Here is a 23026-nt window from a genome sequence, read left to right as displayed (position 1 = left end):
GCGGGGGCCCGGGGGGGGGGGGCGGGGCGGGGGGCTGGTGGTGTCCGTGGGGCGGGGCCCCCCCCGGGCCCGGGGCGGGGGGCCCCCCGACGCCTCAGGACGGGTTGTTGATCAGCTGGTCGATCGCCGCGTCGGCGTCCTTGGTGGCCTGGTCCACCGACTTGCCCTTGAGGATCGCGGTCAGCATGTCCGGGATGATCTTCTGCTTCTCGACCGCGCCCCAGCCGGGGGCCAGCGGGGTGAACCAGGCGTCCGGCACCGCGTTGGCCGCGGCGGCGGTGTTGGGCCGGCTCTTGAGCGGGTTCAGCTGGGTGAGGTTGTTCGGCAGGATGTCCTTGTCGGCGAGCGCCTGCTGCGACTTGGTACCGGTGAACATCCGGATCCAGTCCGCGGCCAGCGCGACCTGCGGGGACTTCGCGGTCACGGCGAGGTCCGAGCCGCCGATGAAGGTGGGCAGCGGCTTGCCGTCCGGGCCGGGCATGGTGGCCACCTTGACGGCGTCCTTGAGGGTCGGGTCGCCGGTGCCCGGCGCGATGACGCTGGCCGCCTCGTAGCCGTTGCCGTAGAAGGCCGCGGCGCGCCCGCGGGCCATCGACTCGTACTGGTTCTGCTCGTTGGCCGAGAGGTCGCCCTTGTTGTACTTGCGGACCAGGTCGGCGAAGTGGGCGATGCCCTGCTGGGACTTGGCGTCGTGCAGGGTGCCGTGCCAGTTGCCCGAGCTGTCGAACTTGGCGATGCTGCCGCCGGCCGCGGCCACGTAGCTCATCGCCGCGTACCAGTACGGGCCAGGCAGGTAGAGCGGGGAGTAGTTCCGGTCCGCCTTGTTCTTGTCGGCGATCCTGTCGAGCGCGGCCGTCAGGTCGGTCTCGGTCTTCGGGAAGTCGGCGCTGCCGGTGGCCTGCTGGAAGGCGGTCGCGTTGTAGACGGCGACCCGGGCGCCGGCGTAGTAGGGCACGCACCAGAGCTTGTCCTGGTAGGTGCAGGTGTTGGCGAGCGCCTTGATCCAGCTGTCGGAGTTGTCGAAGCTGGTCCGGTCGACCGGGGACAGCGCGCCGGACAGCACGTACTTCATCGTCTCGGTGTTGCCGAGCTCGACCACGTCGGGTGCGGTGCCGTCGGCGATCGCCTTGTCGAGCTTGCCGACCTTGTCCGCCCAGCCCTGGTAGGCGAGCCGCAGGGTGACCTTCGGGTACTTCGCCGCGAAGTCGTCGTTGACCCGCTGCACCAGGTCGGGCCAGTTCTTCTGGGCGTCGTCCATCAGCCAGACGGTGACGGTGCCGGTCGCGTTCTTCGGGTCGGCGGCGGAGCTGCCGGCGTCCCCCGCCGGTCCGCCGGCCGAGGAACAGGCCGTCAGGCCGACCGCCAGGGCCGTGATCCCGAACGTCGACACGAGCTGACGCTTCATTACGCCATCCTCCGAGGGTGCTAGAGCCGTTGGTGCCCGCCGGCAGCGTGATGGCGCCCGCAGCGGAGGGTCCGGGCAGGGGCGTAGAGCTTCGGGGAGGGCCGATACCACGTCCGGCGAGGTCGAATCTCGAACCGGATGGAGTGGACTCTGGCCTAGACCAATGGTGGTGTCAACGGCCAAATGCCTTTCCCGCCACGGCCGTTGCAGAGCTGTTGTACCGCGAAGCATTCCCGTGGCGATCAGTCGCGCCCTCGTCACCCTAAGTAGAACTTAAGCTGGATTTAAGGCTCTCTTGAGGGAACACGGTCATGTGCGCGCCGTCGCCGGTCGGCGCCGGGAAGCCACAGCGCCGGGAGAACGGAGAACACGGCGCCGGGAAGACACGTCGCGGAGAAACGGAGCGGGCCCGCCATGCGGCATGCGCATGACGGGCCCGTCGGTCGACGTCCCCCGGCCCGGCCGGTGACGTCCCCGCGAAGGTTCAGCCGATCGCTCCCGGCTGGCCGGTGAGCACCTCGACGGCGGCCAGCCCGCAGACCCGGGCGGCGCCGTGGGTGGCGATGTGCAGCGCGCCGACCGGCTCGGACTGGGGCAGGCCCATCTCGACCACGGCGGCGTCCGGACGGGCCGCCACGAGGCGGCCGAGCACGGCCGACATCCAGGCGTGCCGGTGCGCGTCGCGCACCACCAGCACCATGCGGCGGCCCTCCGCGCCGGCCACCAGCTCGGCGACCAGCGCGTCCAGCAGCTCCGGAGCGGCCTCGGCCGCCGACACCTCGCGGGTGCGGGTGCCGGGGAAGCGGTCCGCCAGCATGCCGGCCACGCCCCACGGGGTGACGTCGCCGACGGCGATGTTCGGCTCGTCCGAGAACGAGGCGACGAACGGGCGCTCGGTCACCGGCCGTGCCTCGCGGCCCGGCGCCCGCACCACCCGCAGCGCCCGGCGGGCGGCCCGCAGGCCCACCGCCAGGTCCGGCTCCGGCCGCTCGCCCTGGGCCGAGATCCGGCCCCAGCTGCCGAGCGCCCGCACCCGGGCGGCGGCGTCCGCGAGCCGCTCCTCGGCGAGGCGCCCGGCCCGCACGCCCGCCACGATGGCGTCGCGCAGCATCAGCACGGTCTCCTCGTCGGCGAGGCCGCCGCCGACGCAGATCGCGTCCGCGCCGGCCGCCAGGGCCAGCACCGTGCCCTCGCCCATGCCGAAGGTGTCGGCGATGGCGCCCATCTCGATCGCGTCGCTGACGATCAGGCCCTGGTAGCCGAGGCCGCCGTCGGCCGGGGCCGCGCGGAGCAGGTCGCGCAGGACGGTCGGGCTGAGCGTGGCCGGCAGCTTCGGGTCCAGCGCCGGGATCATGATGTGGGCCGTCATGACGGCCTTCGTGCCGGCCGCGATGGCCGCCTGGAACGGGATCAGGTCCCGGGCCCGCAGCACGTCCAGGTCGACGTCGATGACCGGCAGGCCGTGGTGCGAGTCGACGGCGGTGTCGCCGTGGCCGGGGAAGTGCTTGGAGCAGGCGGCCACGCCGGCCGACTGCAGGCCCTCCACCCAGGCGGCGGTGTGCCGGGCGCACAGCTCCGGGTCGGCGCCGAAGGAGCGCACACCGATGACCGGGTTGCGCGGGTTGGAGTTGACGTCCGCGGTGGGCGCCCAGTTGTAGTTGACGCCGGCCGCGGCCAGCGCCCGGCCGAGCTCCCGGGCGACGTCCCGGGTCAGCGCCGGGTCGTCGATCGCGCCGAGGGCGAGGTTGCCGGGCCAGGACGAGCCGGAGCCCGCCTCCAGCCGGGTGACGTCCCCGCTCTCCTCGTCGATGGCGATCAGGAGGTCGGGGTTCTCCGCCCGCAGCGCCCGGGTGAGGGCGGACAGCTGGTCGAGGTCGACCACGTTGCGGTCGAACAGGGCGACCGAGCCGAGCCCGGCGGCGAGGTGGCGGCGCAGCCACTCCGGCGGCTCGGTGCCGACGAAGCCGGGCTGCAGGACGGTCAGCGCGTCGCGGTGCAGCTGGTCGCTGTCGGCGACGGTGGGGACGAGGATGCTCACGGTTTCTCAGCCCTTCACTGCGCCGTCGGTCAGACCGCTGACCGCCTTGCGCTGCAGGAAGACGAACAGGATGAGGATGGGCAGCGCGAAGAGGGTGGACGCGGCCATCGTGGCGCCCCAGTCGGTGCCGGAGTTGGTCTGGAACGAGGAGAGCCACAGCGGCAGGGTCTGCGCCTGGACCTGCTTGCTCAGGATGTTGACCAGCGGGAACTCGTTCCAGGCGGTGATGAAGCCGAACAGCGAGGTCGACATCAGGCCGGGGGCGAGCAGCGGGAAGATCACCTTCACGAAGGCCTGGGTGCGGGTGCAGCCGTCCACCATGGCCGACTCCTCCAGCTCCTTCGGCACGGCGGCGATGAATCCGCGCAGCGTCCAGATCGTGAAGGGCAGGACCATCATCATGTAGAAGGCGGTCAGCGGCACCAGGTTGTTGAGCAGGTCGCTGTCACGGACGATCAGGTAGGCCGCGATGATCATGACCTCCCAGGGCGCCATCTGCGCGGCCATGACGACCAGCACGAAGCCCTTGCGGCCGCGGAACCTCATCCGCGCGATCGCGAACGCGGCCAGGGTGGCGATCAGCAGCGAGCCGACCACGGCGCCGGCCGTGACGATCAGGCTGTTGGTGACGTACGTCCAGAAGTGGTCGACGTGCACCGCGCGGTCGAAGTGGGCCAGCGTCCCGTCGAGCGGGAGGAAGACCGGGTCCCGGCTGACGATGTCCTTGTCCTGCTTGAAGGACGTCGAGAACATCCAGTAGACGGGGAAAAGGAAGAAGACCAACAGGACCGACGCGACGGCGTTCGGCCAGGTGCGTCCGATGAGCGAGCGCCTCACAGCTCGTCCTCCTGCTTCAGGATGATGCGGAAGTAGTAGGCCATCAGCAGGCTCAGCATCAGGATGGTCAGGACCGCGATCGCGGATCCGACGCCGAAGCGCTGGGCGCCGAAGCCCTCCAGGAAGGCGTGGACCGGCAGGGTCCGGGTGAGTCCGTCCGGGCCGCCCTTGTTGATCAGGTAGACCTGGGTGAAGGACTTGAAGACCCAGATGACCTCGAGGAAGGTCGTGGCCAGGAAGAACGGCTTCAGGATCGGGAAGATCACCGAGCCGAAGACCTTGAAGGAGCCGGCGCCGTCCATCCGGGCGGCCTCGTAGAGCTCCTTGGGGATCGTGGTCAGGCCCGCGTAGGTGTTGAAGGCCACGAACGGGATCGACTGCCAGACGATCAGCAGGATGACCACGAAGAAGGTCGAGTACTCGCCGCTGGTCCAGCTGAAGTCGGCCATCGAGTGCCAGCCGAGCTTGTCCAGGAACCAGTTGACGACGCCGTAGTGCTGGTCGAACAGCCAGGTGTAGACGGTGGTCGCGGCGACGATCGGCATCGCCCAGGCCAGCAGCAGCGCGACGGACAGCGCGAGGCGCATCCGCTTGCCGAGCCGGTCGAGCAGCAGGCCGATCAGCGAGCCGAACACCATGATGAGGACGACGTTGACCGCGGTGAAGACCACCGTGCGCAGCGTGATCGTCCAGAACTCGGAACTGCCGAGCTGCTCGGTGTAGTTGGCGAAGCCGTTCCACTCGGTCAGGTGCTGGATGAACTGCCGCTTGTTGAGGTTCTGGAACGACACCACCGCGATCTTGAGCAGTGGCCATCCCAGCAGGAAGACGGTCGCCGCGATGGCCGGCAGCAGCAGGAGGTACGGCGCGCTCCGGGCACCCAGGCTCGGCCCGTCCGCCGGTCTGCGGCCCTTCTTCGGGGTGCGCTCGGCACCGGAAGTGGCGATCTCGTCTGTCATTGCCACCGCGGTCTTCCCTGGTTCCGGGGACTGTGTCTGCACCCGCTGCGAATGCACAGCCATCGTTCTCTCTTCCTGACAACCCGTCACGACGGACAGGCGCCGCCCACCGGCCCCCCGCCGGGAGCCGGTGAGCGACGCCGCTCGACTGCCTTACTGCTTCTGGTTGAGACGCTTGGCGATCTCGTCGTCGGCCTTCTTGGCGGCGGCGGCGTAGTCGCCGGTGAGCGCCGCGGTCAGGAAGTCCTTGATCGGGTTCGGCTCGTTCTCGACGTTGCTCCAGGTCGGCACGTTCGGGGTGGTCGCACCGTTGGCCGAGGCCGGCAGGGCGGCCTTGGCGAAGTCGCCGACGACCTGGCTGTTGAGCGAGGTCTTGTTCGGGATGAGGCCGGCGCCGGCCATCAGGCCCTCGTTCTTGTCGCTCATGGCGATCTTGAGGAAGCCCTTGGCGAGCTCGGGGTTCTTGGTCTGCTGGGCGATGGCCAGGTTCGAGCCGCCGAGGAAGACGCTGGAGGGCTTGTCCGCGGTCTTGCCGGGCAGCGGGAAGTAGCCGATCTTGTCGGCGGCCAGCTCCTCGGGCTTCGGGATCTCCCAGCCGAGGCCGATGATGGTGCCGATGTTGCCCTTGGCGAAGACGTCCTTCTGCTGCGGGGTGGCCTCGTCCTTGTCCTTCGGGGCGGTGGCCGAGTAGCTCTGCAGCTTCTTGTAGGTCTCGAAGGCCTTCTGCGCCTCGGGGGACGACAGGCCGCCGGCCCACTTGTCGCCGTCCTTCTTGGCGAACTTGCCGCCCTCGCTGGTCAGCAGGCCGAAGTAGGCGTACCACTCCTGGCCGGGCATGTAGAGCGGGTCGGTGACGCCCTGGACGGTCTTGACCTTGTCCAGGTCGGCGTAGAACTCGTCGAGGGTCTTCGGCGCGGTGGTGATGCCGGCCTTGCCCCAGATGTCCTTGTTGTAGGTCACCACGCGGTTGGTGAAGTACCACGGGGCGGCGTACTGCTTGCCGTCCAGGATCGAGGACTCGTTCAGGTTGGCGGCCCAGTCGGCGCCGCCGACGTTGGCCTTGTCCTTGGTGATGTCCAGCAGACCGCCGGTGGCCGCGTAGCCCGCCGTCTGGGTGTTGCCGATCTCCAGGACGTCGACCGAGCCCTCGGAGAGCGCGGCGGTGACCTTCTGGCCGATGCCGTTCCACTTCTGGGTCTGGATGTCGAGCTTGGCGCCCGGGTAGGCGGCGGTGAAGTCGGCCTTGACGCTGTCCTCCCAGCCCTTCGGGGCGGAGCCGTCCATCAGCCACACGGTGAGGGTCTTGCCGTCGAAGTTCTTGGCCGCCGAGGACGAACCGCTCTTGCTGTCGTCACTCTTGCCGTCCGAGCCGCAGGCCGCGAGACCCACGACCATTGCCGCGACGCCGACCGCCGCGATGAGCTGACGCTTCACGCCATCCTCCTGAGGGATGCCTGGATTGCCCCCGTCGGGTGGCAGCGGCTTACCCACGCATAGCGGGAGGAAAGGTGCCGCGGACCCCTTCGAACGGGTGGGGGGATTCGTAGTCACCGGTCTAGTGGTGTAGACCAGATGCCTGGAGCTTGGCCTAGACCAATGGGCCTGTCAACGGCTGTTCGACCGATCAGGACCACCCGTTATCAAGCCGACACCGCACATCGTTCATCGCGTGATGAGGTATTCGTTCCGTAGCCATACATGCAACGATGTGACCCGTTAACGATGTGGCGGGGCCGGTGAAGGCCCCGCGAGAAGCGGGAGAACAGGTCCGATGAGCAGCGACGGGGGAACCAGCGCCCAGGTCAACGACCCCGAGGTGAAGAACCTCGCCGCGCAGGCCGGCACCGACCCGACCGCGCGCGTGCCCAAGTACTACGGCCTCAAGCGCCACCTGCTCCAGCTCACCGAGACCCAGCCCGCGGGCACCCCGGTCCCGCCGGAGCGCGCCCTCGCCGCCCAGTTCGACACCTCCCGCACGACCGTCCGCCAGGCCCTCCAGGAGCTGGTCGTCGAGGGCCGGCTGGAGCGCATCCAGGGCAAGGGCACCTTCGTCGCCAAGCCCAAGGTCGCCCAGGCCCTCCAGCTCACCTCCTACACCGAGGACATGCGGGCCCAGGGCCTGGAGCCCACCTCGCGGCTGATCGAGATCGGCTACATCACCGCCGACGACCGGCTCGCCCCGCTGCTGGACATCAAGCCCGGCGGGCGCGTGCTGCGCATCGAGCGCCTGCGGCTGGCCAACGGCGACCCGATGGCCATCGAGGTCGCCCACCTGTCCGCCAAGCGCTTCCCGGCCCTGCGGCGCAACCTCGCCAAGCACAACTCCCTGTACGCGGCCCTGCGCGAGGTGTACGGCGTCACCGTCGCCGAGGCCGAGGAGACCATCGAGACCACCCTCGCCAACCCGCGCGAGGCCGGCCTGCTCGGCTCGGACCTCGGCCTGCCGATGCTCCAGCTCTCCCGGCACTCCTTCGACGGCGACGGGAACCCGGTCGAGTGGGTGCGCTCGATCTACCGCGGCGACCGCTACAAGTTCATCACCCGCCTGAAGCGCCCCGAATAGACCGCTCCCCCGCTCCCGAATTCCGGGCACCGGCGCACGCGCCGGTGCCCGTTTCGTCTTTACCGGCGCCCATCCGCGAACGCGCGCCGGGTGGGGGTGCCCGCACGGCGTCCGGATAGCGGGAAGTTCTGTCATTCCCAGTGACATGGATCACTCCATGGTCTAGATTGCGCAGCCGTACTGACAGCCGATCACCGATGGTGCTGCTCGGCGGGTCCCGGGGGTGCGCACGGCGTCCCGGGGGCTGCGGCGCCGACGGGGTGGACCCTGCGGAGCGGAGCCGAAGATGCCGTCTGATCCCGATGTCACCGAACATGTCATGCCCGAGCCACCGGGAGCACCGCTCCCGGTGGTGACGCCCGAGCGGGTGCTGGCCGGGCTCGCCCTGCTCGTGCCGATCGTGGCGATGCTCTGGGTGTCCTCCTACGACAAGACCGGCCCGGCGGTGGGCGGGATGCCGTTCTTCTACTGGTACCAGCTGCTCTGGGTGCCGGTGTCGGCCGTGTTCACCGTCGCCGCGTACCTGCTGATCAACCGCGACGAGAAGGCCCGCGCAACCGCCCGCCGGGCCGCGAAGGCGGGTGGCGCGCGATGAAGGACGTCAACGTCCCCGCCCTGACCGTGTTCGTGCTGTTCTTCCTCCTGGTCACCGTGATGGGCTTCCTGGCCTCGCGCTGGCGCCGGGCGGACAACGCGCAGCACCTGGAGGAGTGGGGCCTCGGCGGCCGCAGCTTCGGCACCTGGGTCACCTGGTTCCTGCTCGGCGGCGACCTCTACACCGCTTACACCTTCGTGGCCGTCCCCGCGGCGGTGTACGCCACCGGCGCGGCGGGCTTCTTCGCGGTGCCGTACACGATCGTCGCCTACCCGCTGGTGTTCCTCTTCCTGCCGCGGCTGTGGTCGGTCTCCCGGGTGCACGGGTACGTCACCCCGGCCGACTTCGTGCGCGGGCGGTACGGCTCGCGGCCGCTGTCGCTGGTCGTCGCGCTGACCGGGATCCTCGCCACCATGCCGTACATCGCGCTCCAACTGGTCGGCATCCAGGCCGTGCTGGACGTGCTGGGCGTCGGCGGCGGCGCGAACGCGAACTGGTTCGTCAAGGACCTGCCGCTGTTCATCGCCTTCGGCGTGCTCGCGGCCTACACCTACTCCTCCGGGCTGCGGGCGCCGGCCCTGATCGCGTTCGTCAAGGACGCGCTGGTCTACATCGTGATCATCGTCGCGGTGATCTACATCCCGATCCGGCTCGGCGGGTACGGCCACATCTTCGAGGCGGCGCACCAGAAGTTCAGCGCGCCGAAGGCGGCCGGGTCGCTGACCGTCCCCGGCGACAAGCAGTGGACGTACGCGACGCTCGCGCTCGGCTCGGCGATGGCGCTGTTCATGTACCCGCACTCGGTGACCGGCGTGCTGGCCTCCAAGTCCCGCAACACGGTGCGCCGGAACATGGCGATCATGCCGGCGTACTCGCTGATGCTGGGCCTGCTCGCGCTGCTCGGCTTCATGGCGATCGCGGCCAACGTCAGCAAGGGCGACAAGAAGTTCAACGCCCAGCTGTCGGTGCCGCAGCTGTTCGCGGACATGTTCCCGGACTGGTTCACCGGCGTCGCCTTCGCGGCGATCGGCATCGGCGCGCTGGTGCCGGCCGCGATCATGTCGATCGCGGCGGCGAACCTCTTCACCCGCAACGTCTACAAGGAGTGGCTGAAGCCCTCCGCCACCGCGGCCGACGAGACCCGGGTGGCGAAGCTGGTCTCGCTGCTGGTCAAGGTCGGCGCGCTGGTCTTCGTGCTCGGCATGGACAAGCAGGCCGCGATCAACCTCCAGCTGCTGGGCGGCCTGTGGATCCTGCAGACCTTCGTCGCGATCGTCGGCGGCCTGTTCACCCGCTGGTTCCACCACTGGGCGCTGTTCGCCGGGTGGGCGGCCGGCATGGCCTACGGCACCTGGGAGGCGTACGGGATCGCCAGCCCGGCCACCAAGCACTTCGGCGGCAACGCGGCCGAGATCCCCGGGATCGGGCAGTACGGCTACATCGGCCTGACCGCCTTCGTGCTCAACCTGGTCGTCGCCGTGGCCCTCACCCTGGTGCTGCGGGCCGTCCGGGCGCCCTACGGCCCGGACGAGACGAGGCCGGCCGACTACAGCGCCGAGACCGGCGGCGACGACGAGCCGGAGAACGCGCCGGAGCCCGTAGCGGCGCACTGATTCGCCGCGTGCGCGCCCTGTGATCGCGCCGTCTTCTCCGTGAACACTGGGAGAAGGCGGCGCGATCATATGTATGAGCGGGCGCGCACGCCGGGCACCACCAGACCGGACCGGACACCACCGGCCGGCACCTGATCGACCACGGGGAGCTCGCGGCAATGGCAGAACTCGGCACCACCCTCAACGGTCAACACCAGTCCACCCGTCCGTCCGTCGCCACACACGGCCAAGCCTCGAACGGCCAGCCCGCGAACGGCCAGCCGCCCGCGGTGCGGCTGCCGTCCGTGCTGATCGCGACCCGGCACGGCGAGTCCACCGCCAACGTCGAGTTCCAGCTGGCCGAGGCGGCCGGCGCGCTCAGCGTGCCGATCAGCTGCCGGGACGCCGACATCCCGCTGTCGCTGCACGGGCAGCAGCAGGCGCAGGCGCTCGGCCACTGGTGGGCCGCGCTGCCCAGCGCCGACCGCCCGCGCAGCGTCTGGTGCTCGCCGTACGTGCGCACCGCCGAGACCGCCCGGATCGCGCTCGCCCAGGCCGCCGGACTCGGCGCCGTCCCGGTCACGCTCGCGGTGCGCCACGACGAGCGGCTGCGCGACCGCGAGCTCGGCGTCCTGGAGATGCTGCCGAAGGCCGCCATCGAGGCCAAGTACCCGGAGGAGGCGGCCCGGCGGCGCAAGATGGGCGAGCTGTACTACCGCCCGCCCGGGGGCGAGTCCTGGGCGGACGTCGCGCTGCGGGTGCGCAGCCTGCTGCGGGACGTGTGCGAGGAGGAGGCCGGTCGGCCGGTCCTGCTGGTGGCGCACGACTGCACCGTGCTGATGCTGCGGTACGCGCTGGACCGGCTCACCGAGGAGCGGCTGATGACGCTCGGGCCGGTGCACAACTGTTCCACCAGCCTGTGGCGGGCCCGGGACGGGCGGCTGCGGCCGTCGCACTGGAACGAGACCGGGCACCTGACGGTGACGGACTGAGGGTGCCGGACCGACGGCGACGGACCGACGGTGCGGGCCCGGCGCGTCACTCCGGCCGGACCCCGGCGACGGCCGGCCCGGCGAAGCAGCGCCGGTAGGCCAGCGGCGTGGTCCCGAGCCGGCGCCCGAAGTGGTGGCGCAGGGCCGCCGCGTTGCCGAAGCCGCAGCGGGCGGCGATCGCGTCCACCGATTCGGTGGTGGACTCCAGCAGCCGCTGGGCGAGCAGCACCCGCTGCCCGGTGAGCCAGCGGTGCGGGGTGGTCCCGGTCTCCTGCTGGAAGCGGCGGGCGAAGGTGCGCGGCGACATGTGGACCCGGGCGGCCAGCTGCTCGACGGTGGACTCCCGGTCCAGGTGGTGGCGCATCCAGTCGAGCAACGGGGCCAGGGAGTCGCCGTCGCCCTCGGGCAGCGGGCGGTTCACGAACTGGGCCTGCCCGCCCTCCCGGTGCGGGGCCACCACCATCCGGCGGGCGATCGCCCGGGCCACCTCGGCGCCCTGCAGCCTGCGCACCAGGTGCAGGCAGGCGTCGATGCCGGCGGCCGTCCCGGCCGAGGTGATCACCGGGTCGTCGTCGACGTAGAGGACGTCCGGCTCGACCCGGGTCTTCGGGAAGCGCTCGGCGAGCTCCTCGGTGTGCCGCCAGTGGGTGGTGGCGCAGCGGTCGTCCAGCAGTCCGGCCGCGCCGAGCACGAAGGCACCGCTGCAGATGGAGAGCACCCGGCCACCGCCGGCGACCGTCGCCCGCAGCGCCTCCAGCAGCGGTTCCGGGTAGCGCGGGCGGATCGCGGAGGCGGTGACGATCACCAGGTCGGCGCCGGCCAGCCGCTCCGGGCCGTGCGGGACGTCCATCGAGAAGCCCGCGTGGGTGCGGTGCGGGCCCGGACGGGCGCCGGCCAGTGCGAAGTCGTACCCGGGCAGGCCGTCGGCGGTGCGGTCCAGGCCGAACACCTCGCAGGCGACGCCGAGCTCGAAGGGGTGGATGTCCTCCAGCACGACCGCGACCACGTTCCTGAGCATGCGGATCAGCATGCCCGGCGGACCTCGGCCGACGGAAGAGCCGCGTGGCAGGAATTCGAGGCAAACGGTCGTTCCTGCCACTCGTGGGCACCCGCACGGTCCGGCCAGGGTGGAGCCATGGACTCCGAAACGATCGCGAGCGCAATCGCCCTGGCCGGCGCCGTCGGCGGGTTCGGCCTGCTCGGCACCCTGATCGGCCGCGAGGTCTCCCGCGGCGCCGCCGCCGGCCGCGACAACTGGCACCGCGCCGGCGGCTACCCGGCCGGCCCGGAACGCCTCGACCGCCTGTACGGCACCATGCCCGCCGCTTCGCTGCGCCCGTCGGCGGACCCGGCCGTCCTTCCGGTCCGCGCGACCCCCGGGATCAGGACCGCGCACGGCTCCGGCACACTTTCCACATGGACATCGTCATCCGCCCGGCCCGCGAGGAGGACCTCGCCGACGCCGGCCGCATCACCGTCGAGGCGTTCGTCGGCGACGGCCACACCGCGCCCGACAGCAGCTACGTCGAGCTCCTGCGCGACGCCGGCCGCCGCGCCCGGGAGGCCGAGCTGCTCGTCGCGGTCGACGTGGCCGGCGGAGGGGTCCTCGGCTGCGTGACCTTCGCGGTCGGCGGCACCGAGTGGGCCGACATCGCCGTCCCGGGCGAGGGCGAGATCCGGATGCTCGCCACCGCGGCGGCCGCCCGCGGGCGGGGTGTCGGCGAGGCCCTGGTGCGCGCCGCCCTGGCCCGCACCCGCGAACTCGGACTGGCCGGGATGGCGTTCTCCACCCAGCCGCGGATGACGGCCGCCCACCGCATATACGAGCGGGTCGGGTTCCGGCGCGCACCCGAGCGCGACTGGGCCCCCTTCCCGGGCATGGACCTGATGGTGTACGCGATGGCCTTCTGACGGCGTTCCGGCAGCGTGCGCGGCCGGTGGCCGAAGGCCGGTGACTTGAAATGACCATCCGATAGGGACACTGCTAGGATCCGCCGCATGACGACGGGGAGTGCGCCTAGCGGCTGGTATGACGACCCTTCCGGCCAGCCCAACACGCTGCGCTGGTGGGACGGTTCCACCTGGACCGACAAGATTCAGGCCAAGCCCGGAGGCGCCCCGGGCGCCCCCGCGGACGCGGCGGCCCCGACGGCCGTCTCACCGGCGCCGGGCCCGGCCGCAGCGCCGCCCACCCCGACCATGCCGTCCCTGCCGACCCAGACCGCCACGTCGGGCCCGCAGTCCGGCCCGGCCGCCCGGCCCGCGCCGGCCCCGCAGCCCGTCCAGCCGCAGGTCCAGCAGCCCGCGCCGCAGCCGAACCCGCTGTCCGGTCCCGCCGCGTCCGCGCCGCAGCCGATCCCGACCTCGGTGGTCTTCGAGACCGTCGACCCGAAGCGCGGCAAGAACCGGATCCTGCTGGCCGTCGGCGCCGTGGTGCTGTCCCTGGCGATGGCCGGCGCCGGCTACGTCGTCGGGCACAAGACCGGCGGCTCCCCGAAGGCCTCGGCGAGCACCGCGCCCGCGGCCGCCGGCGACCCCAAGAGCCCGAACGGCTTCATGGGCACCGCGCTGACCGGCGGCCAGCCGCTCGCGGGCGGACGTCAGGTGACCGGCCAGGACGGCAAGATGAACTTCATGGTGCCGCAGGACTGGCAGGTCCAGAACGACGCCAAGACCCCGACCGACGTCCGGTACGCGGTCAACCCGTACGCCTGCGTCGGCCACGGCAACGGCGCCTGCACGCGCGGCATCGTCGTCCAGAACCTCCGGGTGTTCAACGGCGGCTGGTCCGACCCCAAGTCCCTCGTGCTCGGCATGGGCCAGCTGCTCTACAACACCCGCTACGGCTCGGACGCGCCCAGCCCGCCGGAGCCGGTGAAGCAGTCGGCCGTCAAGATCCAGGGCCTGGACGGCTACCTCGCCCTGTGGCACGTGCCGATGTCCAGCGGCTCCTCGACCCCGGACAGCTACTGCGGCGTCCTGGAGGTCACCCCGGCGGCCGGCGCGACCACCGTCCCGGTGCTGCAGATCTGCCTGGACCAGGCGGCGGAGGCCCCGCCGCTGACGGTCATGGACCAGATCGCGAACTCCGTCAAGATCACGCCCTGACCGGTGAAACTCCCCGCAGGCCCCGCCCCTCCCGGCGGGGCCTGCGGCGTTTCGCGGCGCGGCGACCGCCGGACCCCGGCTGTGGCCGGCCCACCGCTGCCCGTATGCTGACCGCTTGAACGACAATCCGACCCCAGGTATAACGTGTCGGTCCCGCCGAACCGTTCAGCAACGGGCGGGTGACCACGGCCCACGGGCGTCGACAAGGCAGGAAACCAACGGCTCCGGTGCGACGGGGCGTTGTATGGGGGAATACCGGTGGACTCCACCAACGAACATGCGGCGAACCGGACCGGCCGGGGACGAGGACGCCACGGACGCGTGCTTCCCCGGGCCCGCCACGAACGCCGGCTCGTGCGCCGCGACGTGCGCAACAGCGCCGCCCAGCGCGCCTACATAGCCGGCGCCGACGCGACCGGCCCGCTGTCCCCGGGCGAGGACGGCGCCGCCGTGCGCTACCGCTCGGTGTCCTCCCGCGGCGTCAAGTTCGTGATGACCGTCCTGGTCACGGTCAACGCGCTGGCCGGCCTCGCCTTCGTCGGCTGGCTGCTGCTGCCCGAACACATCCCCGGCTCCGGCGTGGGCTGGTCCCCGGACTGGCGGATCAACCTCGCGCGCATCTGCTTCTGCGCCGTCATCACCGTCGAGGTGATCCGGCTCGTCCAGAACCTCGCCGTCTGGGTCTTCGCCTTCCGCGCCAAGGACCCCCTGCCGGTCACCCCGCCGCCCGGCCTCAAGGTCGCCGTACTCACCACGATCGTGCCCTCCAAGGAGCCGATCGAGATCGTCGAGCGCACCCTCGAAGCGATGCTGCGCATCGAGTACGACGGCCAGGTCGACGTCTGGATCCTCGACGAGGGCGACGACGACCGGGTCAAGGAGATGGCCGCCCGCCTCGGCGTGCACCACTTCAGCCGCAAGGGCCGCCCCGAGTACAACCAAGCCGAGGGCGAGTTCCGGGCCAAGACCAAATCCGGCAACCACAACTCCTGGCGCGCCGAGCACGAGCACGGCTACGACGTCGTGGCCCAGATGGACCCCGACCACGTCCCGCTGCCCTGCTTCCTGGAGCGCACCCTCGGCTACTTCCGCGACCCCGACACCGCGTTCGTCGTCGCCCCGCAGGTCTACGGGAACATGTACGACAACTGGGTCGCCCACGGCGCCTCCGTGCAGCAGTACCTGTTCTCCGGCCTGGTCGAGCGCGGCGGCAACGGCATGGACGCGCCGCTGCTGATCGGCACCAACCACCTGTACCGGCCCACCGCGTGGCAGCAGATCGGCGGCTACCAGGACTCGATCATCGAGGACCACCTGACCAGCATGCGGATCCAGGCCACCGTCAACCCGGCCACCGACCGCCGCTGGAAGGGCGTCTACACCCCCGACGTCCTCGCCGTCGGCGAGGGGCCGACCTCCTGGACCGACTACTTCAACCAGCAGAAGCGCTGGGCCTACGGCATCTGGGAGATCCTGCTCAAGAGCCGCCTGCGCTCGGGCCTCAAGCTGCGGCTGCGCCAGCGCGTGCTCTACGGGCTCGTCCAGTTCTACTACCCGAGCGTCGCGGTCAACACCGTCCTCGGCAGCCTCGCCACCTCCGTCTACCTGGCCCTCGGCGTCACCTCCATCCACCTCAACAGCACCCACTGGATGGCCCTGTGGGGTGCCAGCATGGGCAGCTGGTTCGTGCTGTGGCTGTGGCTGCGCCGGTTCAACCTGGCCGCGCACGAGCGGCGCGAGATCGGCATGGCCGGCATGGGCCTGGCCCTGTTCGCCGGCCCGGTGTACGTCGCCGCGGCGCTCGCCGCGCTGCTGCGCCGGCCGCTCGCGTACGCCGTCACCGCCAAGGGCGACCTGCGCAGCGCCGAGTCGCTCTCGACGTTCCGGCTGCACCTGCTGTGGGCGGCGGTCGCGGGCGGGCTGCTCGGGGCGAGCTTCACGCTCCACCACGACATCTGGATCCTGCGGTTCTGGGCGGTCGTCAGCCTGTTCACCGGGGTCGCGCCGCCGGTGATCTCCTTCGTCAGCGGCCGCCGCGACGCCCGCGCCCAGCGCGCCGCCGAGGCCAAGGCCGCCGACGCAGCCGAAGCCGCCGAGGCCGTCGCGGCCGTCGAGGTCCCGGAAGCCATCGCCGTCCCCGCGGCCCCCGCAGCGCCCGAAAGCGAGGAGTCGCCCGCCGCCCGGCCGGTGCCGACGCAGCGCCGCCGGCCCGCGCGCGCCGAAGAGGCCGACACCGCCGAGGAGTTCGAGGAGCTGCTGGAGCCTGCGCGGGCCGGCGGCCGCCGTGAGCAGGAGGGCCGCTGATGCTGCGGATCACCGTCCCCCGGATCGCCGCCCTGGTCGCCCTGGCCCTGATGGTCGGCTACACCTTCGTGCTCGCGCCCCGGCTGTCGCGGGGCCACGACCAGGACCCGTACGGCTTCGCCGGCGCCGCCCCGACCGCGATGCCGACCTGGCTCACCAGCGCCCTGGCCGCGCCCCCGACCGCCACCCCCGCGACGGCCTCCCCCGGCGCGAGCGCCGTCCCGGCCCCGACGCCCGCCCCGGCGCCGCAGTTCCCGCCGGCCGGCGAGGCGTTCACCGGCATCATGACCAAGACCGGCCCGTACGACCTCTCCCCGCTCGACGAGTTCACCTCCGCCGTCAAGCACCAGCCGAACGTCCTGGAGTTCTCGGTCGGCTGGTGGGACCGCAAGTTCGACCGCCGGGTCTTCGACACCGTCGCCCAGCGCGGCATCATGCCGATGGTCGCCTGGGAGCCGTGGGACTACCGCAAGGAGGCCAAGGAGGACAAGCTCCGCGGCGAACAGCCGGAGTACGCCCTCTCCAACATCATCGACGGCAGGTTCGACGACTACATCAAGACCTGGGCCGAGGGCGTCAAGGGCCTCGGCTACCCCGTCGCGCTGCGCTTCGCCCACGAGATGAACGGCTACTGGTACCCGTGGGCCGAGCAGTCCAACGGGAACAAGAAGGGCCAGTACGTCGAGGCCTGGAAGCACGTCCACGACATCTTCAAGCAGGTCGGCGCGACCAAGGTCACCTGGGTGTGGAGCCCCAACGTCGACTACGAGAACGCCACCAGCCTCAACACGCTCTACCCCGGCGACGACTACGTCGACTGGATCGGCCTGTCCGGCTACTACGGCACCACCGGCGTCGAGAAGTACAAGTCCTTCGACCAGATCTTCCAGCCGACGATCAAGGAGCTCCGGGGCTTCACCCAGAAGCCCGTCGTGATCACCGAGACCGGCGCCACCGACACCTCCGGGCTCAAGGCGCAGTGGATCGGCGAGATGTTCGCGCAGCTCCCCCAGCACCCCGACATCATCGGCGTGATCTGGTACGAGGCGCGCAAGGAGGTCGACTGGCGGGTCGCCGCGTCCGACGCGGCCGCGCAGGCGTACGCCGCCGGGGTCTCCGCGCCCCGCTACAACACGCCGTGGACCGTGCACTCGGTGCCGGCCCTGACCGCCGCGCCGCCGCCACCGCCGCCCGCGCCCTCGCCCGACCCCTCCCCGTCGCCCTCGGCCTCCCCGTCGGCCGGCAAACCGAGCCCGCCGGCCCGGAAGCCGACCGGCACGGCCACCCGGCCGCGGTCGAGCTCCACCCCCGCAGGGTGAGCGCGCCCCAGGTCCGGCCGACGGACCGCACGACCACGCAGCAGCAGGGAGGCGAGCACCCCATGACCAACCCCGCCATACCCGGCGCCGGACCCGCCGGCCGGCGCCCGTGGTGGGCGCTCGCACCGGCCGCCGTCCTCGCGCTGGTCCTGTGCGCCCTGCTGCTCCCCCGGGACCAGAAGGATCCCGCCGGACCGGTCAAGGCCGCCCCCGTGGTCACCCCGCTGCCCGCCGCGACCGCCGGCGAGCTGTGCTCCACCGCGCAGAACCGTTACCCCTCGCAGACCGTGGACTCCGGCCGCTACCTGATCAACCCCAACGAGTGGAACGCCACCGGGGGCCTGTGCATCAGCAGCACCGACGGCGCCACCGGCTTCAAGGTCACCCGCAGCGGCGTCGGCCCGGCCAGCCTGACCGACCCGCTGCGCGGCCCCGGCGCGTACCCGCACATCAGCACCCAGTTCCAGCCGGGCACCGGGCCGCTGCCGATCCCCGTCAACAACCTGCGCTACGCGACCAGCAGCTGGCACACCACCCAGGTCGACTCGGGCGTCTACAACGCCTCGTACGACATCTGGTACAGCAACAGCCGCACCAGCTGCTCGTTCACCGAGAGCGCCGAGCTGATGATCTGGCTGCGCGGCAACGGCAAGACCCCCTTCGGCGACGAGGCCGGCGAGCTCAAGGCCGGCGGCACCTCCTACCGCGTGTTCCAGGCGCCGAAGACGGGCAGCCACACCCTGATCACCTACGAGATGGCCACCAGCACGGCCTCCGTCACCGACCTGGACCTGCGGGCCTTCACCCGCGACGCCGTCCAGCGCGGCTACGTCCCGGCCGGCTCCTACCTGTGCGCCGTCCAGGCCGGCTTCGAGATCTGGGACGGCGGCGCCGGGCTCGGCAGCGACTCGTTCTCCTTCCAGGCCGCCGCCGGGCAGCCCAGCGGCGCGATCACCTCGGCCCTGCCGGGCCTGTGCCTGGACAGCCGGGTCGGCGGCGACCCGGCGGCGGTCGGCGCGGGCACCTGCGACGGCTCCCCGGCCCAGACCTGGACGATGGCGGACGACGGCTCGATCGGCCAGTCCGGCCGCTGCGTCGAGGACCCCGCGATCGGCTTCCCCGTCCTCACCGCGTGCACCGCGCGGCCCGACCAGCGCTGGCGGGTGACCCCGACGGGACAGCTCGCGAACCAGGACTCGGGGCGCTGCATCGACAACCCGGCGAACCCGGCGGCCCCCTCGGGGACCTCTCCGGGCGCTTCTCCGGGAACGGCCGCGAGCGGCGCGACGCAGGTGCGGATGCGCCCGTGCGACACCCGCACGAGCCAGGAATGGCACCCCCCGGCCTGAGCAGTTTATCGCACGCGGGCTCGAACAACTGTGCCGCGCGACACTACATGTGGGGCTGCATCGGATTCCCGGCACTAGATGTATGCTCATCCCTGCTGTCGACGCAGGGGAACCCGGTGCGAGTCCGGGACTGCCCCGCAGCGGTGTGCGGGCGGCTCAACAGAGCCTCTCCCGCGAGTCCGAGTACCTGCCGACGGCGTGCAGAGGCCCTCCCGCAGAGGCCGGCAGCACACGCAGTACGTTCCGAGCCTCGCGGGCGGGCCGGGGATGACACCGTCGTGCGACGCACCCTTGCGTGCCCGCGCGCGTGCGCCCCTGCCCCGAACGGCCCGGTACTCCGATCACCGCCGCCGATCGCCGCCAGGAGAGAGCGCCTTGACCATCGCTGCCTCAGCCACCCTGCCCACCCAGGGCACCGGCTCCGCCCCCGCCGACCCGACGGTCTCCGACCCCGGCGGCGCGCTCCTGCGACTCCTCACCGACCGCAGCGCCGATCTCCCCCAGGTGGACCCCGGCCACGTCGCCGCCGCCGCGCTGCGCGGGCGCCACGCCGGCTCGGACTTCGCCGAGCTGCGCGGGCTGGCCGTGGACGCCGCCGCGTCGATGATCGCCGAGGACCCCCAGTACTCGAAGCTGGCCGCCCGCCTGCTCGCCCTGGAGATCGTCGACGAGGCCGTCGGCCAGGGCGCCGTCTCCTTCGCCGCCTCCGTCGCCGTCGGCCACGCCGAGGGCCTCATCGGCGACACCACCGCCGCGTTCGTCGCCAAGCACGCCACCGCCCTCGACGCGCTGATCGACCCCCAGGGCGACGACCGCTTCGAGTACTTCGGCCTGCGCACCGTGCAGTCCCGCTACCTGCTGCGCCACCCGATCACCCGCAAGGTCGTCGAGACCCCGCAGCACTTCCTGCTCCGCGTCGCCTGCGGCCTGGCGGTCGGCGACAGCGAGCAGTCGGTGCGCGAGGTCGCCGAGCTGTACGGCCTGATGAGCCGTCTGGAGTACCTGACCTCCTCGCCGACGCTCTTCAACTCCGGCACCCGCCACCCGCAGATGTCGAGCTGCTACCTGCTCGACTCGCCGCTGGACAACCTCGACTCGATCTACAACCGCTACGCGCAGATCGCCCGGCTGTCCAAGCACGCCGGCGGCATCGGCCTGTCCTACTCGCGCATCCGCTCGCGCGGCAGCCTGATCCGCGGCACCAACGGCAAGTCCAACGGCATCGTCCCGTTCCTGCGCACCCTCGACTCCTCGGTCGCCGCGGTCAACCAGGGCGGCCGCCGCAAGGGCGCGGCCTGCGTCTACCTGGAGACCTGGCACGCCGACATCGAGGAGTTCCTGGAGCTGCGCGACAACACCGGTGAGGAGGCGCGCCGCACCCACAACCTGAACCTGGCGCACTGGATCCCGGACGAGTTCATGCGCCGCGTGAACGCCAACGCCGACTGGTCGCTGTTCTCCCCCGCCGACGTGCCCGAGCTCGTCGACCTGTGGGGCGAGGAGTTCGACGAGGCCTACCGCAAGGCCGAGCAGGCCGGCAAGGCCGTGCGCACCATCCCCGCGCAGACCCTCTACGCCCGCATGATGCGCACCCTCGCGCAGACCGGCAACGGCTGGATGACCTTCAAGGACGCCTCCAACCGCGCCGCCAACCAGACCGCGCTGCCGGGCCGCACGGTGCACTCCTCCAACCTGTGCACCGAGATCCTGGAGGTCACGGACGACTCCGAGACCGCCGTGTGCAACCTCGGCTCGGTCAACCTCGGCGCCCACGTGGCCGACGGGGCCTGCGTCGAGGACCTGGCCGACGCCATGGACTGGGAGCGCCTGGACGCCACCGTCCGCACGGCCGTGACCTTCCTCGACCGCGTGGTGGACATCAACTTCTACCCGACGGTCGAGGCCGGCGCCTCCAACTCCCGCTGGCGGCCGGTCGGCCTCGGCGTGATGGGCCTGCAGGACGTCTTCTTCAAGCTGCGGATCGACTTCGACTCGGCCGAGGCCGCGCAGCTGTCCACGCTCATCGCCGAGCGCATCATGCTCACCGCCTACGAGCGCTCCGCCGACCTGGCCGAGCAGCTGGGCCGCCACGAGGCGTACGGCGAGACCCGCGCCGCCCGCGGCGAGCTGCACATCGATCACTTCCCGTCGGCCGCCCCGCAGTGGGCCGACCGCTGGGAGGCGCTGCGCGCCCGCATCGCCGTCACCGGCCTGCGCAACTCGCTGCTGCTGGCCATCGCGCCGACCGCGACGATCGCCTCGATCGCCGGCGTGTACGAGTGCATCGAGCCGCAGGTCTCCAACCTGTTCAAGCGCGAGACGCTCTCCGGCGAGTTCCTCCAGGTCAACCCCTACCTGGTACGCGAGCTCAAGGAGCTCGGCGTCTGGGACCAGCAGACCCGGGACGCGCTGCGCGACTCCAACGGCTCGGTCCAGGACTTCAACTGGCTGCCGGCCGAGGTCCGTTCGCTCTACCGGACGGCCTGGGAGCTGCCGCAGCGCGCGCTGATCGACCTGGCCGCGGCCCGCATGCCGTACATCGACCAGAGCCAGTCGCTGAACCTGTTCATGGCCGCACCGACCATCGGCAAGCTCAGCTCGATGTACGCGTACGCGTGGAAGGTCGGTCTGAAGACCACCTACTACCTGCGCTCGCGCCCGGCGACCCGCATCGCCCAGGCCGCGCCGGGTGCCGCCCGCGCCGCCGCGCCGGTGCCCGCCAACACGATCCCGGTGGGCACGCCGACCCTCACCCCGGAGCAGGAAGCCGCCCTCGCCTGCTCCCTGGAGAACCCCGAGTCCTGCGAGGCCTGCCAGTGAGCACCACCGAGAACGACCGCAAGATGCTGCTCGACCCCGGCTTCGAACTGACGCTGCGCCCGATGCGCTACCCGTCGTTCTACGACCGGTACCGGGACGCGATCAAGAACACCTGGACCGTCGAGGAGGTGGACCTGCACTCCGACGTCGCCGACCTGGCGAAGCTCAGCGAGGGCGAGCGCCACCTGATCGGCCGGCTCGTGGCGTTCTTCGCGACCGGCGACTCGATCGTCGCGAACAACGTGGTGCTGAGCCTCTACAAGCACATCAACTCCCCGGAGGCGCGCCTGTACCTGTCGCGCCAGCTGTTCGAGGAGGCCGTGCACGTCCAGTTCTACCTGACGCTGCTCGACACCTACCTGCCCGACCCCGAGGACCGCAACGCCGCCTTCGCCGCGGTGGAGAACATCCCCTCCATCCACCAGAAGGCCCAGTTCTGCTTCAAGTACATGAACGCGGTCGACCACATCGACTCGCTGCAGACCAAGGAGGACCGCCGCGCGTTCCTCCTGAACCTGATCTGCTTCGCGGCCTGCGTCGAGGGCCTGTTCTTCTACGGCGCCTTCGCGTACGTGTACTGGTTCCGCTCGCGCGGCCTGCTGCACGGCCTCGCGACCGGCACCAACTGGGTGTTCCGCGACGAGTCCATGCACATGGACTTCGCGATGTCGGTGGTGGACACCGTCCGCGAGGAGGAGCCCGACCTCTTCGACGACGAGATGGCCAAGCAGGTCACGGAGATGCTGGAGGAGGCCGTCGAGGCCGAGCTCCAGTTCGCCCAGGACCTGTGCGGTGACGGTCTCGTCGGGATGAACACGGACTCGATGCGCCAGTACCTGGAGGCCGTCGCCGACCAGCGCCTGGCCCGCCTCGGCATGCCGATCCGCTACGGCTCGACGAACCCGTTCGGCTTCATGGAGCTGCAGAACGTCCAGGAGCTGACCAACTTCTTCGAGCGCCGGGTCTCCGCCTACCAGGTCGCCGTCGAGGGTTCGGTCTCCTTCGACGACGAGTTCTAGGCCTTCGGATACAACAGTGGTGGGGGGGGGGGGGCCGCACGCGCGCGCGGCCGCGCCCGGGAAGACAAGCCCGACGCCCCCGCCCCCCCCCCCAACGCCACACACCACCACCCAGACACAACACCC

17 protein-coding genes and 1 riboswitch are annotated in these 23026 nt (G+C 71.3%); of the genes, 11 read left to right on the top strand and 6 right to left on the bottom strand.

Features of this window, described 5'->3' with window-relative positions; translation table 11 throughout:
- Window positions 1–94 precede the first annotated feature (94 nt).
- The 5 genes from ACFV4G_RS10300 to ACFV4G_RS10280 form a co-directional block, all read right to left on the bottom strand.
- Window positions 95–1405 (bottom strand): extracellular solute-binding protein, encoded by a 1311-nt coding sequence (locus ACFV4G_RS10300; RefSeq protein WP_380438536.1) that lies wholly within the window; start codon window positions 1403–1405, stop codon window positions 95–97.
- A gap of 484 nt (window positions 1406–1889) precedes the next feature.
- A complete protein-coding gene (locus tag ACFV4G_RS10295) occupies window positions 1890–3443 on the bottom strand; it encodes a glycoside hydrolase family 3 protein (RefSeq protein ID WP_380438534.1) in 1554 nt (517 codons plus the stop codon).
- 6 nt (window positions 3444–3449) lie between these two features.
- A complete protein-coding gene (locus tag ACFV4G_RS10290) occupies window positions 3450–4280 on the bottom strand; it encodes a carbohydrate ABC transporter permease (protein WP_380438532.1) in 831 nt (276 codons plus the stop codon).
- Entirely contained in the window at window positions 4277–5239 is a 963-nt protein-coding gene (locus ACFV4G_RS10285) for a carbohydrate ABC transporter permease (protein WP_380438603.1), read from the bottom strand. Before ACFV4G_RS10285 ends, ACFV4G_RS10290 begins: the two co-directional genes overlap by 4 nt.
- A 153-nt stretch (window positions 5240–5392) precedes the next feature.
- Complete coding sequence (locus tag ACFV4G_RS10280; protein WP_380438530.1) at window positions 5393–6673, bottom strand: extracellular solute-binding protein; 1281 nt, start codon at window positions 6671–6673, stop codon at window positions 5393–5395.
- Between the two features lie 337 nt (window positions 6674–7010).
- On the opposite strand from ACFV4G_RS10280, the gene ACFV4G_RS10275 reads away from it, so the two are divergent.
- From ACFV4G_RS10275 to ACFV4G_RS10260, 4 genes are all read left to right on the top strand, one after another.
- Entirely contained in the window at window positions 7011–7802 is a 792-nt protein-coding gene (locus ACFV4G_RS10275) for a GntR family transcriptional regulator (RefSeq protein WP_380438528.1), read from the top strand.
- Window positions 7803–8121: 319 nt separating this feature from the next.
- On the top strand, window positions 8122–8397 hold the full coding sequence (locus ACFV4G_RS10270; protein WP_380438526.1) for a DUF3311 domain-containing protein: 276 nt from the start codon (window positions 8122–8124) through the stop codon (window positions 8395–8397).
- Window positions 8394–10010 (top strand): monocarboxylate uptake permease MctP, encoded by a 1617-nt coding sequence (mctP, locus tag ACFV4G_RS10265; protein WP_380438524.1) that lies wholly within the window; start codon window positions 8394–8396, stop codon window positions 10008–10010. The genes ACFV4G_RS10270 and mctP overlap by 4 nt, the downstream gene beginning before the upstream one ends.
- Window positions 10011–10168: 158 nt before the next feature.
- Window positions 10169–10981, top strand: coding sequence for a histidine phosphatase family protein (locus ACFV4G_RS10260; protein ID WP_380438522.1), 813 nt, complete (start codon window positions 10169–10171; stop codon window positions 10979–10981).
- A 46-nt stretch (window positions 10982–11027) separates the two neighbouring features.
- Here the strand turns inward: ACFV4G_RS10260 and ACFV4G_RS10255 are convergent, their stop codons facing one another.
- Complete coding sequence (locus ACFV4G_RS10255) at window positions 11028–11999, bottom strand: helix-turn-helix domain-containing protein (RefSeq protein WP_380438521.1); 972 nt, start codon at window positions 11997–11999, stop codon at window positions 11028–11030.
- A gap of 398 nt (window positions 12000–12397) precedes the next feature.
- Between ACFV4G_RS10255 and ACFV4G_RS10250 the strand changes: the two genes are divergently transcribed.
- The 7 genes from ACFV4G_RS10250 (at window position 12398) to ACFV4G_RS10220 (ending at window position 22900) form a co-directional block, all read left to right on the top strand.
- Window positions 12398–12892, top strand: coding sequence for a GNAT family N-acetyltransferase (locus ACFV4G_RS10250; RefSeq protein ID WP_380438519.1), 495 nt, complete (start codon window positions 12398–12400; stop codon window positions 12890–12892).
- 87 nt (window positions 12893–12979) lie between these two features.
- The gene (locus ACFV4G_RS10245) at window positions 12980–14089 is read left to right on the top strand and encodes a DUF2510 domain-containing protein (RefSeq protein ID WP_380438517.1); all 1110 of its coding nucleotides are present in this window, start codon (window positions 12980–12982) and stop codon (window positions 14087–14089) included.
- Window positions 14090–14410: 321 nt separating this feature from the next.
- Window positions 14411–16393, top strand: coding sequence for a glycosyltransferase family 2 protein (locus ACFV4G_RS10240; protein WP_380438516.1), 1983 nt, complete (start codon window positions 14411–14413; stop codon window positions 16391–16393).
- Window positions 16393–17712, top strand: a complete 1320-nt coding sequence (locus ACFV4G_RS10235; protein WP_380438515.1) for a glycoside hydrolase family 26 protein — start codon at window positions 16393–16395, stop codon at window positions 17710–17712. The genes ACFV4G_RS10240 and ACFV4G_RS10235 overlap by 1 nt, the downstream gene beginning before the upstream one ends.
- A gap of 62 nt (window positions 17713–17774) precedes the next feature.
- The gene (locus ACFV4G_RS10230; protein WP_380438513.1) at window positions 17775–19061 is read left to right on the top strand and encodes a ricin-type beta-trefoil lectin domain protein; all 1287 of its coding nucleotides are present in this window, start codon (window positions 17775–17777) and stop codon (window positions 19059–19061) included.
- A 65-nt stretch (window positions 19062–19126) separates the two neighbouring features.
- Window positions 19127–19271, top strand: a riboswitch (cobalamin riboswitch).
- 165 nt (window positions 19272–19436) lie between these two features.
- The gene (locus ACFV4G_RS10225) at window positions 19437–21881 is read left to right on the top strand and encodes a ribonucleoside-diphosphate reductase subunit alpha (protein ID WP_380438511.1); all 2445 of its coding nucleotides are present in this window, start codon (window positions 19437–19439) and stop codon (window positions 21879–21881) included.
- Window positions 21882–21904: 23 nt separating this feature from the next.
- Complete coding sequence (locus tag ACFV4G_RS10220; protein ID WP_380438601.1) at window positions 21905–22900, top strand: ribonucleotide-diphosphate reductase subunit beta; 996 nt, start codon at window positions 21905–21907, stop codon at window positions 22898–22900.
- Window positions 22901–23026: the final 126 nt, after the last annotated feature.

It is taken from the genome of Kitasatospora sp. NPDC059747, from assembly GCF_042732955.1.
Classification (GTDB): domain Bacteria; phylum Actinomycetota; class Actinomycetes; order Streptomycetales; family Streptomycetaceae; genus Kitasatospora.
The sequence above is the reverse complement of the archived record's forward strand: the minus strand, read 5'-3'. Positions and strand labels throughout refer to the sequence as shown.

What these genes read in the sequence shown, in the direction of transcription:
- ACFV4G_RS10230 (WP_380438513.1), top strand. Translation starts at nt 17,775, where the DNA reads ATGACCAACCCCGCCATACCCGGCGCCGGACCCGCCGGCCGGCGCCCG.
- ACFV4G_RS10245 (WP_380438517.1), top strand. Translation starts at nt 12,980, where the DNA reads ATGACGACGGGGAGTGCGCCTAGCGGCTGGTATGACGACCCTTCCGGC.
- ACFV4G_RS10275 (WP_380438528.1), top strand. Translation starts at nt 7,011, where the DNA reads ATGAGCAGCGACGGGGGAACCAGCGCCCAGGTCAACGACCCCGAGGTG.
- ACFV4G_RS10270 (WP_380438526.1), top strand. Translation starts at nt 8,122, where the DNA reads ATGCCCGAGCCACCGGGAGCACCGCTCCCGGTGGTGACGCCCGAGCGG.
- ACFV4G_RS10250 (WP_380438519.1), top strand. Translation starts at nt 12,398, where the DNA reads ATGGACATCGTCATCCGCCCGGCCCGCGAGGAGGACCTCGCCGACGCC.
- ACFV4G_RS10260 (WP_380438522.1), top strand. Translation starts at nt 10,169, where the DNA reads ATGGCAGAACTCGGCACCACCCTCAACGGTCAACACCAGTCCACCCGT.
- ACFV4G_RS10285 (WP_380438603.1), bottom strand. Translation starts at nt 5,239, where the DNA reads ATGACAGACGAGATCGCCACTTCCGGTGCCGAGCGCACCCCGAAGAAG.
- mctP (WP_380438524.1), top strand. Translation starts at nt 8,394, where the DNA reads ATGAAGGACGTCAACGTCCCCGCCCTGACCGTGTTCGTGCTGTTCTTC.
- ACFV4G_RS10255 (WP_380438521.1), bottom strand. Translation starts at nt 11,999, where the DNA reads ATGCTCAGGAACGTGGTCGCGGTCGTGCTGGAGGACATCCACCCCTTC.
- ACFV4G_RS10220 (WP_380438601.1), top strand. Translation starts at nt 21,905, where the DNA reads ATGCTGCTCGACCCCGGCTTCGAACTGACGCTGCGCCCGATGCGCTAC.
- ACFV4G_RS10300 (WP_380438536.1), bottom strand. Translation starts at nt 1,405, where the DNA reads ATGAAGCGTCAGCTCGTGTCGACGTTCGGGATCACGGCCCTGGCGGTC.
- ACFV4G_RS10235 (WP_380438515.1), top strand. Translation starts at nt 16,393, where the DNA reads ATGCTGCGGATCACCGTCCCCCGGATCGCCGCCCTGGTCGCCCTGGCC.